This is a genomic window from Rhizobium sp. PRIMUS64 (assembly GCF_023006465.1).
GTDB lineage: Bacteria > Pseudomonadota > Alphaproteobacteria > Rhizobiales > Rhizobiaceae > Rhizobium > Rhizobium leguminosarum.
Map to the genome: position 1 here is coordinate 10,163 of NZ_JALBGX010000012.1, position 13,847 is coordinate 24,009.

Sequence of the window (13,847 nt, forward strand, 5' to 3'; positions counted from 1 at the left end):
ATGGCAGAGCGGCACCAGCCACGCATCCTGACAATCCCGGCGGGCCTCCCCTTCCTGAAAATGCTGGGGACGACGCTTTGCGATGGCCGACTGACGCCGCTTTTCCGGCACGAGGCCGATGATCCGCTGTCGCTCGCCAAGGTGACGATCTACCTGCCGACCCGGCGCGCCGTGCGTGTGCTGCGCTCGGAATTCGTCGACCTGCTCGGCGGCCGCTCAGCCATCCTGCCGGTCATCCGTCCACTCGGCGAAACCGACGACGATAGCGGCTATTTCGACGAGGTGCTGCCGGCAACGATCGATCTCGCCCAGCCGCTGTCGAATACCGCCCGTCTGCTGGAGCTGGCGCGCCTGATCCTTGCCTGGCGAAACAAGCTGCCGGAGATCGTCCGCCACATTCATTCGGACTCGCCGCTCGTTGCGCCGGCAAGTCCGGCGGATGCCATCTGGCTCGCCCGCAACCTTGCGGAGCTGATCGATTCCATCGAGACCGAGGATCTCGACTGGGCGGAACTGTCGAAACTCGACACCGGCGACTATGCCGCCTGGTGGCAGTTGACGGCGGAATTTCTGCAGATCGCCAGCGCATTCTGGCCGGAGCGGCTGTCTGAACTCGGCAAATCCTCGCCGGCACGGCACAGAAACGCCATTCTCCGGGCCGAAGCAAGCAGGCTTTCGGCGACGAAACCGGCCGGACCGATCATCATCGCCGGTTCGACGGGTTCCGTTCCCGCCACCGCCGATCTCATCGCCGCCGTCGCCCATCTGCCTGAAGGCGTGATCGTGCTTCCCGGTCTCGATCTCTCCATGCCCGAAAGGCACTGGCAGATGGTCGCGCCGGAACCGACGCCCGGCCAGCATGCCAATCCGGCAAGCCGGAGCCACTCGCAATATGGTCTGTCGTCGCTGCTCAAGCGGCTGAAGCTGACGCGGGCCGACGTCACGCTCCTCGATAGGCCGGAGGCCGATCTCGACCGGCGCGCCGAAATCCTGTCGCGAGCACTTGCGCCGGCGGAGGCGACCAGCGACTGGGGGGCGTGGAAAAACGACCTGCCGGCAGGTGCGCTATCTTCGGCCTTCTCTGATGTCTCGCTGATCGAAGCCGCCAATGAGCGCGAGGAAGCAACCGCAATTGCCATCGCACTCCGGCTGGCGTTGGAAAGACCTGGACAGGATGGCGAAAGCCGGGCAGCACTCATCACTCCGGACCGCAATCTCGCGCGGCGGGTGATGGCCGAGCTTTCCCGCTTCGGCATCCTCGCCGATGATTCGGCGGGCACGCCACTTTCGGCCATGCCGCAGGGCACCTTGCTGCAATTGTTGCTGGAGGCAGCGCTGCGGCCGGGCGATCCAGTGGCGATCATCTCGCTGCTCAAACATCCGCTTGCCCGCTTCGGTCTGGAACGCGACGCCTTGATTTCCGCTACCGAGGCGCTCGAGCTGCTGGCGCTGCGCGGCGGCGTGGCAGAGGTTGATATCAGCACGCTGGAACCGCTGCTCACTCACCAACTTGCCGAACAGGCCCTGGATAGGCATGCGCCGCAATGGCGAAAAGCGCTTTCGCCTGAGGCCGCCGACGGCGCATACGGCCTCGCCCGGCGGGTCGCACAAGCGACCGAGCCGCTGGCTTCGGCGCTGATCCGGCACCGGCCGGAAGATCGCGAAAGAACAGTGCGCTTCACATTGTCCGAATGGGCGGAGCGCACCGGCCGTTCGCTTGAGGCGGTCGCGGTCGATCCGCAAGGCAATCTCGCCGATCTCTGGTCTGGTGAAGCAGGAGATGCACTCGCTGCCCTGCTCGGTGAAGTGATCGACACGGACGGCCAGATGGAGGCCGACGGGCCGCAATGGATCGACATCATGGCAGCCCTTGCCGCCGGTCATGCGGTGAAGCCGCGGGCGCTCAGCCATCCCAGGCTCTTCATCTTCGGCACGCTGGAAGCCCGACTGCAGAGCGTCGATACGTTGATACTCGGCGGCCTGAACGAAGGCACCTGGCCGGGGCAGACCGCCAACAATCCCTTCATTCCACGAATGATGAAGACGGAGATCGGCCTGGAGCCGCCGGAGCGGCGCATCGGCCAGCTGGCGCATGATTTCGAGATGGCAAACGGCACGCGCCATCTGATCTATGCGCGCGCGCTGCGCCAAGGTTCGACGCCGACCGTCGCCTCGCGTTGGCTGCAGCGGCTGCTGGCGCTCGGGGGAGAGGCGTTCGAAGCGGAATTGAAGGGACGCGGCAACTGGTTTCTCCAATGGGCCGGTCTCATCGATCGGGGAGATGGTCAGGCGCCGGCGCTGCGACCTTCGCCGAAACCGCCGCTGGCCCTGCAACCAAAATCCTATTCCTTCAGCGAAGTCGGCCGGCTGCGCCGTGATCCCTATGCCATCTATGCCCGCCGTGTGCTGCGGCTCGACCCCGTCGACCCGTTCAATCGCGATCCAGGGGCCGCCGAACGCGGAACGCTCTACCACAAGATCATCGACCGGTTCATTCGCGAGGCTCACATCGCCGGCACGCCGGATGCGGCAGCGGCCATGGAGCGCATCCTTTCCGAGCTTTTCGACATGGAGCAGCTGCCGCCGCATATCGATGCCGTGTGGCGGCCGCGCTTTCGCGCGGTGGCCGGCGTCTTCCTCGAATGGGAGGCCGGACGGCGACATGGCATCCGGAAAACGCTGACGGAAGTGCGGGGCGGCATGGAGCTGGAGGCGATCAATATCCGCCTCACCGGTGTCGCAGACCGGATCGACGTCACCGGACCGAACGCCGCCGATATCATCGACTACAAGACCGGCTACAATCCCTCGCCGGCACAGGCACGCGTGCTTCTCGATCCGCAGCTTGCGCTCGAAGCGGCCGCCTTGATCGCCGGCGCCTTCCGCGATGCCGGCAGCCTCGTGCCGCAGGACCTTCTCTATGTGCGTCTGCGTCCAGGTAGCCGCTTCCAGGTCGATACGGTCAACAACGAGAGCTCTGCCCGCAGCGACAAGGCGAAATCGGCGATGGATCTCGCGGCCGAATCGATCGATCAGCTGGTCAAATTCGTGGGGTTGCTGCAATCCAACGAAAGGGGTTTTACCTCCCGGCTGATCCCGGCCCAGCAATTCGATTTCGGCGGCGACTACGATCATCTTGCCCGCGTCTCCGAATGGTCAACGGCCGAAACCGAAGAGGGCGGTGATGAGTGATGTGACCACCCTTCCCAACGACGACGATCCGGGCGCCTGGATCGGCTGGACGACGATCCAGCAGGCGATTGCCTCTGATCCGCTGCGTTCGGCATGGGTCTCGGCCAATGCCGGTTCCGGCAAGACGCATGTCCTGACACAGCGCGTCATCCGGCTGCTGCTTGCCGGTGCGCGGCCTTCCGCCATTTTATGCCTCACCTATACCAAGGCCGCGGCGTCCGAAATGTCGAATCGCGTCTTCGAACGGCTGGCGGAATGGGTGGTGCTTGACGATGAAGACCTCGGCCGGCGGATAACGCAGATCGAGGGTACGGCTCCCGACGGACTGAAGCTCGCCGAAGCTCGCCGGCTGTTTGCCAAGGCGCTGGAGACACCCGGCGGACTGAAGATCCAGACGATCCATGCCTTTTGCGAGGCGCTGCTGCATCAGTTCCCGCTGGAGGCTAACGTTGCCGGACATTTCTCGGTTCTTGACGATCGCGCGGCGGTGGCACTGCTTTCCGATGCGCGCCGGGCGCTGCTGACGGCAACAGCGCCTGACGAAGACAGCGCCCTTGCCGAGGCATTCGCTTACGTGCTCAATCTCGGCGACGAATCCGGACTGGAGAACCTGCTCGGCGACATCGTCGCCAACCGCAACGCCATTCGTCGTTTCACGGTGACGGCTGGACAACAGGGCGGTGTGGAGAAGGTCCTGCGCAAGAGGCTGGGTCTCGCCGATGGCGATACCGAAAGCCGGATCGCAGCGCAATATTGGCCTTTGCCGGAGCTTTCGGGCGGCACGCTGGAGCTTTATCTCTCGCTTGCCGACCAGAAGGGCGGTGCGAAGGCGCAGGAGGTTGCCTACGGCCTCAGGCTCGCCGGGCGGGAGCGCGATGAGGCAAGGCGCGCTGAGTTTCTCGAGAAAATCTTTCTGACCGTGAAGGGCGAGCCCAAGGCGGACTCGCAATTCTTCGTCAAAGCCATGCTTGCCGAGGCACCGCAGCTGGCGGGCGCCATCGCCATTGCCCGCGCGCATGTCGCAGCAAGCCGCGACCGGCTGAAACTGATGCGGATGTACGGCGCCACACATGCAGCGCTCGTGCTCGCCGACCGACTGAACCACGACTATGAAGAGCTGAAGAAGCAACGCAGCCAGCTCGACTTTGAGGACCTGATCACCCGCACCGCCGAGCTGCTGACGAAAAGTGGCGTCGGTCCGTGGATCCACTACAAGCTCGATCGGGGTATCGATCATATCCTCGTCGACGAGGCGCAGGATACCAGCCCGATCCAGTGGAGCGTCATCCAGTCGCTCGCCGAAGATTTTTTCTCCGGCGAAAGCGCCCGGCCGATCGTGCGTACGCTCTTTGCCGTCGGCGACGAAAAGCAGTCGATCTATTCCTTCCAGGGGGCGCGGCCTGAGCGTTTTTCCGAGGAGAGCGACCGGACGCGGCGGCGCGTTTCCGACAGCGGGCAGAGCTTTTCCTCGGTGCGGCTTCCGCTCTCCTTCCGCTCGACTGCCGACGTGCTCGAGGCCGTCGACCACATTTTCAAGGCACCCGACAACGCGCGCGGCCTGAGCGCGCTCGGCGAACCGGTCGTGCATCGTTCCAGCCGCATCGGACATCCCGGCGCTGTCGACCTCTGGGAGATGGTCGCGCCGGAAGCCGTGGTGAAGGAGGAAGACTGGACGGCGCCCTTCGACGCGACGCCGGAAAGCGCGCCGGCCGCAATCCTCGCGCGGCGGATCGCTCATTCGATCGGCACGCTCGTCGGCCGCGAAACGATCGTCGACAAAGGCAAGGAGCGCCTGATCGAGGCCGGCGACATCCTGGTGCTGGTGCGCAAGCGCGACGCCTTTGTCAATGCGTTGACGCGGGCGCTGAAACGCCGCGGCGATATTCCGGTCGCCGGCGCGGACAGGCTGGTGCTGACCAGCCACATCGCCGTGCAGGATCTGCTGGCGCTCGGCCGATTCCTGCTTCTGCCGGAAGACGACCTGTCGCTCGCCGCCGTGCTCAAGAGTCCGCTTTTCGATCTCTCCGAAGACGACATCTTTGCGATCGCCGCATTGCGCGGCGACAATCAGAGCGTCTGGAGCCATCTCAAAAGCTTCGCCGCCGACGGCACCGAACGTTTCCGTGCTGCCGTTGAGAGGCTGGAACTGTTTCTCCGGCAATCCAGGAGCCTGTCGGTCCATGATTTCTATGCGCGCGTGCTGGGTAGCTATGGCGGGCGGCGGCAATTCCTTGCCCGTCTCGGCACCGAGGTCAGCGATATTCTCGACGAATTCCTGACCTTCACGCTCGACCACGAGAGCTCCGGCCTTCCCGGTCTGCAATCCTTCATCTCGACGCTGGAGCTCGAAGCACCCGTGATGAAACGCGAGCAGGATAAGGGGCGCAACGAGGTGCGGATCATGACGGTGCATGCCTCCAAGGGTCTTGAAGCACCGATCGTTTTCCTCGTCGACGGCGGTTCGAAGGCCTTCACCCATACCCATCTGCCGAAGCTTCGCCTGATCGAGACCGGCCCCTACGAGCCGCCGATGCCCGTCTGGGTTCCTGTCTCCGATCTCGCCAATTCGCTGACCCAGGACGATGCGGCGCGTATCCAGATGCTGGCGGAAGAAGAATATCGCCGGCTGCTCTATGTCGCCATGACACGCGCCGCCGACCGGCTGGTCGTCTGCGGCTATCGTGGCGTGCGTGTGAACAACGACACCTGGCATATGATGACTTCGACGGCGCTGCACGACGACCATCCGCATGTGGAGGCGACCACATTCTCCGGCCCCGATGGGCAATGGCCGGGCATCAAATGGCGCGTGCCGCGGGTAGAACGAAGCTTCGAGCGTACCGATCGCAACGAAGAGCGCGACAGCGAGGAAACCTTGCCGGACGGCCTGTTGCGGCCATTGCCGCCGCAGGCTGAGCTGCCTCGGCCGCTCAGCCCTTCCGGTGCCGGGACGATCGTCGATGAAGATGAAGGCAGTCTGCTGGTCATTTCGCCGCTGTTCGGCGAGAAGGAGCGCAGCGATCGCTCACTGGAGAAGGGCAGGCTGATCCATCGCATGCTGCAGGCGCTTCCCGAAATTCCACTTGCCGAACGGCCTGATGCGGCAAGCCGCTATGCCGAACGAGCGGCGCGATTCTGGCCGGAAGCGGAACGGCGCAAGCTTGTCGATTCAGTTTTGAAACTATTGGACGAGGAAGGTCTGCAGGCCGTCCTCGGTGCGCAGGCCCAGCCAGAGGTCTCGATCATGGGAACATTGACGCTCGAGGACCGGCGCTATGCTGTCTCCGGCCGTATCGACCGGCTTGCCGTCCTTGCCGATCGCGTCGTCATTCTCGACTACAAGACCAATCGGGTGCCGCCGACAACAGAAGAGACCATCCCCTTCGCGCACCGGGCGCAGCTGGCGATCTATCGCGAGATCCTGGCGCCGCTCTATCCTGAGAAGCGTATCGATTGCATGCTTGTCTATACCGAGAACGCCTCGCTCTTCACACTAAGCGAAAAGGCGCTCGGTTTGGCGCTTGCAGCGGTCAAGACAAAGTGAAATACCGGACATTGAAAATTCGGCACCGCACCATCACATGTGGTTCAACACCCAATTCGGTTAAAGGAGCAGCCCATGGCTACCGTGAAAGTCGATATCAATAACTTCCAGTCGGAAGTTCTGGAATCCGCAGAACCCGTCGTCGTCGATTTCTGGGCTGAATGGTGCGGCCCGTGCAAGATGATTGCTCCGAGCCTCGAGGAAATCGCCGTCGAGATGGAAGGCAAGGTCAAGGTGGCCAAGCTGAATATCGATGAGAACCCGGAACTCGCTGCACAGTTCGGTGTGCGCTCCATTCCGACGCTTGCAATCTTCAAGGGCGGCGAAGTTGCCGATATCTCGGTTGGCGCAAAGCCGAAGACGGCCCTTTCGAACTGGATTTCGAACGCTGCCTGATTGATATCTCTCAATTTGTATCACAATGAAAAAGCCCGGTTCGACCGGGCTTTTTTCATCTTACCGCCTTCATTTCGGGGGCGTGCCGTTGTCGGCAAGGACATCGCCGACGAGATAGAGAGAGCCGCCGACCAAGATGCGCGGCGGCAAAGCCTCTGGATCGAGAACGGCTCTTATTGCTTCCAGCGCATCGCCGACCGTCAACATCGGTTCGGCAACCAAACCGGCATCATAAGCGGCATTGGACAATATCACCGGGTCGATCATCGCTTCGCTGCCGCGGATCGGCACGCAGAAAACCTTCTCGACCAGGCCGGTAAAGGCCTTGAAATAGCCGACCGGATCCTTGGTGTTGATCATGCCGGTAATCAGGAAAAGCGGCCGAGACTGGCGTTCCTCGAAATTGGCCATGGCTTCGGCGATCACCTCGCCTGCACCGGGATTGTGTCCGCCATCGATCCAGATCTCGGCGCCGGCGGGCGCATGCGACAGCAGCCGGCCCTCGCTCAGACGCTGCAGCCGGCCCGGCCATTCGACCGAACTCATCGCCTTTTCCATCATCGTCTCGGTGACCGTGAAACCCGCCGCCTTGACGGCACGAATGGCGGCGGCGGCATTGGCATATTGATGCCGGCCGGGAAGGCGCGGCAGCGGCAGGTCGGCAAGACCGAATTCGTCCTGGTAGACGAGCCGGCCATATTCCTCATGCGCCATGAAATCCTGCCCGAAGACCGCGCTCGGGCAATGCAGCCGCTCGGCCGTCGACATCAGCACGTCGAGTGCTGCGTCATATTCCTGATGACCGATGACAACGGGAAATCCCGGCTTCATGATGCCGGCCTTTTCGGCTGCGATCAGCTCGACCCTGTCGCCGAGATAGGGCTGGTGATCCAGCGAAATCGGCATGATGACCGAGACGCCCGGATCGGAAATGACATTCGTGGCGTCGAACCGGCCGCCGAGACCGACTTCGATGATCGCGGCATCGGCCGGATGTTCGGAAAACAGGATGAAGGTGACCGCTGTCAGGATTTCGAAGACGGTAATGTGTTGTCCTGCATTGGCATCGGCCACGCGACGCACGGCCTCGGCAAAAACGGCGTCGTCCACAAGCTGCCCGCGTCCACCCTTGACGCCAATGCGATAACGCTCGTGCCAATTGACGAGATGCGGCGAGGTGTGGACATGGGCGCTGTAGCCGCCGGCTTCGAGCAGGGCGCGGCAGAAGGCGGTGACAGACCCCTTGCCATTGGTGCCGGCGACATGGATCACCGGCGGCAGCTTCCTGTGCGGATTGCCGAGCACATCGAGAAGACGAGTGATGCGATCGAGAGACAGATCAAAGCCCTTGGGATGCAATCCCATAAGCTTGTCGATCTCCTGTGCTGCCTCACTCACCGCGGTTTGGCCTCTGGGTATCAATTCAGCACCCCGCCTGCTTGTCGGTTATCAGGCGCTCGCCGCCAGAGCAATCGCGCCGCCATTCATGTCGTTCGCCGCAGAAACCGGCTTCTTCGTCAGGATCTTCAAGAGGCGCGCCAGCGTTTCCGGAATATCGTGACGTTTAACGACCATATCGACCATACCATGCTCCAACAGATATTCGGAGGTCTGGAAGCCTTCGGGCAGTTTTTCACGCAACGTCTGCTCGATCACGCGCTTGCCGGCAAAGCCGATTTCGGCGCCGGGTTCTGCCAGATGAATATCGCCAAGCATGGCATAGGAGGCCGTGACGCCACCGGTCGTCGGATTGGTCAGCACGACGATATAGGGCTGGCCGGATTCCTTGAGCATGTCGACGGCAACCGTCGTGCGCGGCAACTGCATCAGCGACAGGATGCCTTCCTGCATGCGCGCGCCGCCGGAAGCGGGGAACATCACCAGCGGGCACTTTTCAGACGTCGCACGCTCGAAAGCCTTAACGATCGCCTCGCCGGCGGCCATGCCGAGCGAACCACCGATAAAGTTGAATTCATGCACGACGGCCACGAGTTTCAGTCCCTGCACCTTTCCGACACCGGCGAGGATCGTATCCTCCTGTTCGGTCTTCAGGCGGCTGTCGCGCAGGCGATCGCTGTATTTCTTCGAATCGCGGAACTTCAGCGGGTCCTGCGCGACCTTCGGCTGCGGCAGCGATTCGAACTCGCCATTGTCGAAAAGATCGGCCAGCCGGGCCTTGGCCGGCATCTTCATGTGATAACCGGACGCTGGAATGACCCATTTGTTGCCTTCGAGGTCCTTGTGGAAGACCATCTCGCCCGTTTCCGGGCACTTGATCCAGAGGTTCTCCGGCACTTCGCGACGGCCCAGCATGGAATTGATCCGCGGGCGAACGTAGTTGGTGATCCAGTTCAACTCGAATACTCCTGATTGACTAAAGCGCGTCGCGATCTTTCAGATTTGCCTGCCACGCTTCTAGGTCTTTGGTTTCCCGCATGTCGTTGGCAAAACCGCTGCACACCTTTGCGCGACATGCTTTAACGCCAATGTGGGCAAACTATTCGGCAGCAACAAGGCGCGCCGAACGTGTTCCCGTGGAAAGGCCGCGCACCAGCGTGGCAACGGCCTGAACCGTATCCGCCGTTGCCTTTCCGTCATTCGTCAAGCTGGTCGCGACCTGATTGACGATCGCGGTGCCGACGACGACGCCGTCGGCCGAACCGCCAATGACCTTTGCATGTTCCGCCGTCTTGACGCCAAAGCCGACGCAGACGGGCAGGCTGGTATGCTGCTTGATGCGGGCGACAGCGCCCGAAACCAGCGACGGATCAGGCAGCGCCGAACCGGTGATGCCGTTCATCGAGACGTAGTAGACGAAGCCGGAGGTGTTCTTCAGTACCTTCGGCAGGCGCTTCTCATCGGTCGTCGGCGTCGCCAGGCGGATGAAATTGATCCCTTTGCGGATGGCCGGAATGCAGAGTTCGTCATCCATCTCGGGCGGCAGGTCGACGACGATCAGGCCATCGATGCCGGCGGCGAGCGCGTCATCGAGGAATTTCTCGACGCCATAAATATAGATCGGGTTGTAGTAACCCATCATCACGATCGGCGTCGCATCGTTGGTTTTGCGGAAATCGGCCGCCAGCTGCAGCGTCTTCTTCAGCGTCTGGCCGCCTTTCAAGGCGCGCTGGCCGGCCAGCTGGATCGCCGGGCCGTCGGCCATCGGATCGGAAAAAGGCATGCCGAGCTCGATGATGTCGGAGCCCGCCTCCGGCAGCGCCTTCATGATGCCGAGCGAGGTGTCGTAATCGGGATCGCCGCCCATGAAATAGGTCACAAGCGCCGGACGGCCCTCGGCCTTCAGCTCGGCAAAGCGTTTGTCCATGCGTGCGGTCATGTCTTACAGTCCCATTCCCAGAATCTTGCCGACGGTGAAGATATCCTTGTCGCCGCGGCCGGAGAGGTTCATCAGGATGATCTCGTCCTTGCCCATCGTCGGTGCGCGTTTGATCACCTCGGCAATGGCATGCGAGGGTTCGAGCGCCGGGATGATGCCTTCGAGGCGGGTCAGGGTCTGGAAAGCCTCGAGCGCTTCGTGGTCCATGATCGGCACATAGTCGACACGGCCGGTATCGTTCAGCCAGGAATGTTCGGGACCGATGCCGGGATAATCGAGACCGGCCGAAATCGAATGGCCTTCCTTGATCTGACCGTCACCATCCTGAAGCAGATAGGTGCGGTTGCCGTGAAGCACGCCGGGCGAACCGGCGGTGATCGAGGCGCAATGTTCGTCGCCCTGCAGACCCTTGCCGCCGGCTTCGACGCCGACGATCTTCACAGAGGGATCATCCAGGAAAGGATGGAAAATGCCGATGGCGTTCGAGCCGCCGCCGACGGCAGCGATGACGAGATCCGGCAAGCGGCCTTCGGCTGCCAGCATCTGCTCTTTCGCTTCGATACCGATCACCGACTGGAAATCGCGGACCATCTCCGGATAGGGATGCGGACCGGCTGCCGTTCCGATCAGGTAATAGGTATCCTCGACATTGGTGACCCAGTCGCGAAGCGCCTCGTTCATGGCGTCCTTCAGCGTGCCGCTGCCTGCCGTGACCGGTTTGACCTCCGCGCCGAGCAGCTTCATGCGGAAAACGTTCGGCGCCTGACGCTCGACATCGGTGGCGCCCATATAGACGACGCAGGGAAGGCCAAAGCGGGCGGCAACGGTTGCGGAGGCGACGCCGTGCTGGCCGGCACCGGTTTCGGCGATGATGCGGGTCTTGCCCATGCGCTTGGCGAGCAGGATCTGGCCGATGCAGTTGTTGATCTTGTGCGAGCCGGTATGGTTCAGCTCCTCGCGCTTAAAATAGATCTTCGCGCCGCCGAGTTCGGCCGTCAGCCGCTCGGCGAAATAGAGCGGGCTCGGGCGGCCGATATAATGCGCGCCGAGATGCTTCAATTCGGCCTGGAATGCCGGATCGTTCTTTGCCCTGTTCCACTCGTCCTGCAGATCAAGGATCAGCGGCATCAATGTTTCGGCGACGAAACGACCGCCATAAATGCCGAAACGGCCATCTTCATCGGGGCCGGAACGGAAGGAATTCGGTTTAGGCGTCTCGTTCACTCTCAACTCCCTGAGGCCATCATCGGCGCATTCGCCTTTTCGACCGCGTCAAAAAATTCATCGATCTTCGCGACGCTCTTCACGCCAGGCGCAGTTTCGACTCCCGACGAGACGTCGATACCCGGTGCCTTGGTGATGAAAAGCGCTTCTGCGACATTGTCCTTGTTCAGCCCGCCGGAAAGCATGTAGTCGACGTTGCCGTCAAGCCAGCTGAGAAGGCTCCAATCGAAGGAAATACCGTTGCCGCCAGGCAGTTCCGAACCCTTCGGCGCTTTGGCGTCAAAGAGGAAACGGTCGGCGATGCCGATATAGGCCTCGACGCGCTTCAGGTCGTCTGCCGTGCGGACCGAAAAGGCCTTCATCACGGGCAGACCATAGACCGCCTTTATGGTCAGCACATGTTCGGGGCTCTCGTTGCCGTGAAGCTGTAGCATATCCGGCTTCAACAACGACACGATCTCGTCGAGTTCGTCATTGGTCGGATCGACGACGACGGCGACGATTTTCGCCTTGCCACGCGCAGGTTCGGCAAGCTTTGCCGCCAGGTCCGGCTCGATATAGCGCGGGCTCTTTTCGAAGAAGATAAAACCGATATGGGTCGCGCCGCGTTTCAGCGCGCGATCGACTGCGTCGGGCGTCTTCAAGCCACAGATCTTGATATCCGGTCTCATGGCAGCGAAGTGACACGAAATGCGGAAAGAGTCGAGCCAATTTGCGACGGACACTGAATTTAGCGCGGCTCTCGGCTAGAGCGCCGCGCGTCCAAACGACGCGCTAGGGACGCTCTATCACTTTAAATCTGCGCATAATCCTTTCCGAAAAATCGATTCCGATTTTCGGGTTGTGCGCTAGTCGAAATCGATGGCATGCAGCTGGCTTCCATGCCGTTTGAGCCAGGACTTCGCCTCCTCCATACCGGGGCAAAGCTTACGGCAGAGGGCCCAGAAGTGCGGACCGTGGTTCATTTCCTTGAGATGGGCGACCTCATGGGCGGCGAGATAATCGATCACCGAAGGTGGCGCCATGACAATACGCCAGGAAAAGCTCAGATTTCCTTCCGACGAGCACGAGCCCCACCGGCTGCGTGTATCCTTCATCGAGATCGAGCGGATCGGCGCCCGGATCGTTGCGGCATGCATCGTCGCCAGTCTTGCGAGATCGGCGCGCGCCTCCTTCTTGAGAAAGGCCGCAATGCGCCGTCCGACATGTTCCGGCATGCCGCTGACGCGCAGCACCGCCCTGCCATCTATGGACACCGCCTCGGTCAGCCCGCGCAAGCTGCCGCTATGCTGAATGCGATGGGAAACGCCGCGAACAAGGATTTCGGCGCCGTCACGCAGGCCGGCATCGGTCGAAAACTTCGCAAGCTTGGTGAGGAGCCAACCCTGGTGACGATCGAGGAAGGCATTAACCTCACGCACCGCAAGGCCTTTCGGCACCGTCATCTTCAAGGCGCGGCCACCCGGTTCGATGCGCAGCGTGATGCGTGTCGCCCGGTCATGCTGCTTGATCGTCAGCGGCATGAGCCGGCCAGCGACGTCGAGCGTCCGCATTTCGGGCGGAGCCGGCTTTCGCGCCTTCGACCTTGTTTTCAGAAGCGAGAACATGCGTGTTTTCTATACGATTCGCCGGCAGATCTAAATGATCGTCGGAAGGGCGGACATGGAAAAACCGGCATCGCGAGATGCCGGTCATCAATTCATCGTTCAGGTGTTTACGGCGTCTGGTATTCAGCGACCGGGCCGTTATCATCGCGCTTGGCGTTCCTGCGGTCGCGCATGAAACGGTCGAACTCTTCCTGATCCTTGGCGCGGCGGAGCTCACGCAGATAGGAGTCGAATTCCTCGCGCATTTCGTCAAGCTTGCGGCGCTCTTCCTCCATCCGGTCGAGTTCGGCCTTGCGCCAGTCGTCAAAGGCGACGTTGCCGGTCGAGAAGTGCGGGCGGTGACGGCCATGCGGGCGGCGGCAGGAGGCAAAGAAGCCATCGGTCGCCTGGTTGACGTCACGCTTGAAGCCGCGCAGACGGTCGCCGAAGATGATGTAGGCAAGCATGGCAAGACCCAGAGGCCAGAAAACCATGAAGCCGAGAATCATCAGGGCAATGGTAGCCGGAGTCCAATCCGGTCGAAGCAATGCTGACTGGTTCATCGTGC

General features: G+C 61.8%; 10 protein-coding genes. 3 read left to right on the top strand and 7 right to left on the bottom strand.

The window, feature by feature from the left end; all coding sequences use genetic code 11:
• The 3 genes from addB (at position 1) to trxA (ending at position 7,132) form a co-directional block, all read left to right on the top strand.
• Positions 1-3,192: a double-strand break repair protein AddB gene (gene addB, locus MOV76_RS07355; protein WP_247264210.1), complete on the top strand. Its 3,192-nt coding sequence runs from the start codon at positions 1-3 to the stop codon at positions 3,190-3,192.
• Positions 3,185-6,736, top strand: coding sequence for a double-strand break repair helicase AddA (addA, locus tag MOV76_RS07360; protein WP_247264211.1), 3,552 nt, complete (start codon positions 3,185-3,187; stop codon positions 6,734-6,736). Before addB ends, addA begins: the two co-directional genes overlap by 8 nt.
• A 75-nt stretch (positions 6,737-6,811) precedes the next feature.
• Positions 6,812-7,132 (top strand): thioredoxin, encoded by a 321-nt coding sequence (gene trxA, locus MOV76_RS07365; protein WP_008528748.1) that lies wholly within the window; start codon positions 6,812-6,814, stop codon positions 7,130-7,132.
• Positions 7,133-7,201: 69 nt separating this feature from the next.
• Here trxA and MOV76_RS07370 read toward each other — a convergent pair whose 3' ends face one another.
• From MOV76_RS07370 to MOV76_RS07400, 7 genes are all read right to left on the bottom strand, one after another.
• Positions 7,202-8,554, bottom strand: a complete 1,353-nt coding sequence (locus tag MOV76_RS07370; RefSeq protein WP_197728276.1) for a folylpolyglutamate synthase/dihydrofolate synthase family protein — start codon at positions 8,552-8,554, stop codon at positions 7,202-7,204.
• A gap of 27 nt (positions 8,555-8,581) precedes the next feature.
• Positions 8,582-9,487, bottom strand: coding sequence for an acetyl-CoA carboxylase, carboxyltransferase subunit beta (accD, locus tag MOV76_RS07375; RefSeq protein WP_018068910.1), 906 nt, complete (start codon positions 9,485-9,487; stop codon positions 8,582-8,584).
• A gap of 142 nt (positions 9,488-9,629) precedes the next feature.
• Positions 9,630-10,469, bottom strand: coding sequence for a tryptophan synthase subunit alpha (gene trpA, locus MOV76_RS07380; RefSeq protein WP_018244177.1), 840 nt, complete (start codon positions 10,467-10,469; stop codon positions 9,630-9,632).
• Between the two features lie 3 nt (positions 10,470-10,472).
• On the bottom strand, positions 10,473-11,693 hold the full coding sequence (gene trpB, locus MOV76_RS07385; RefSeq protein ID WP_003544114.1) for a tryptophan synthase subunit beta: 1,221 nt from the start codon (positions 11,691-11,693) through the stop codon (positions 10,473-10,475).
• 2 nt (positions 11,694-11,695) lie between these two features.
• Entirely contained in the window at positions 11,696-12,364 is a 669-nt protein-coding gene (locus tag MOV76_RS07390; RefSeq protein ID WP_027689457.1) for a phosphoribosylanthranilate isomerase, read from the bottom strand.
• 177 nt (positions 12,365-12,541) lie between these two features.
• Positions 12,542-13,300, bottom strand: a complete 759-nt coding sequence (locus tag MOV76_RS07395) for a M48 family metallopeptidase (protein WP_130653339.1) — start codon at positions 13,298-13,300, stop codon at positions 12,542-12,544.
• 107 nt (positions 13,301-13,407) lie between these two features.
• The gene (locus MOV76_RS07400; protein WP_017962639.1) at positions 13,408-13,842 is read right to left on the bottom strand and encodes a DUF2852 domain-containing protein; all 435 of its coding nucleotides are present in this window, start codon (positions 13,840-13,842) and stop codon (positions 13,408-13,410) included.
• Positions 13,843-13,847: the final 5 nt, after the last annotated feature.

What these genes read in the sequence shown, in the direction of transcription:
- MOV76_RS07395 (WP_130653339.1), bottom strand. Translation starts at nt 13,300, where the DNA reads ATGTTCTCGCTTCTGAAAACAAGGTCGAAGGCGCGAAAGCCGGCTCCG.
- MOV76_RS07400 (WP_017962639.1), bottom strand. Translation starts at nt 13,842, where the DNA reads ATGAACCAGTCAGCATTGCTTCGACCGGATTGGACTCCGGCTACCATT.
- MOV76_RS07390 (WP_027689457.1), bottom strand. Translation starts at nt 12,364, where the DNA reads ATGAGACCGGATATCAAGATCTGTGGCTTGAAGACGCCCGACGCAGTC.
- trpA (WP_018244177.1), bottom strand. Translation starts at nt 10,469, where the DNA reads ATGACCGCACGCATGGACAAACGCTTTGCCGAGCTGAAGGCCGAGGGC.
- trxA (WP_008528748.1), top strand. Translation starts at nt 6,812, where the DNA reads ATGGCTACCGTGAAAGTCGATATCAATAACTTCCAGTCGGAAGTTCTG.
- addB (WP_247264210.1), top strand. Translation starts at nt 1, where the DNA reads ATGGCAGAGCGGCACCAGCCACGCATCCTGACAATCCCGGCGGGCCTC.
- addA (WP_247264211.1), top strand. Translation starts at nt 3,185, where the DNA reads ATGAGTGATGTGACCACCCTTCCCAACGACGACGATCCGGGCGCCTGG.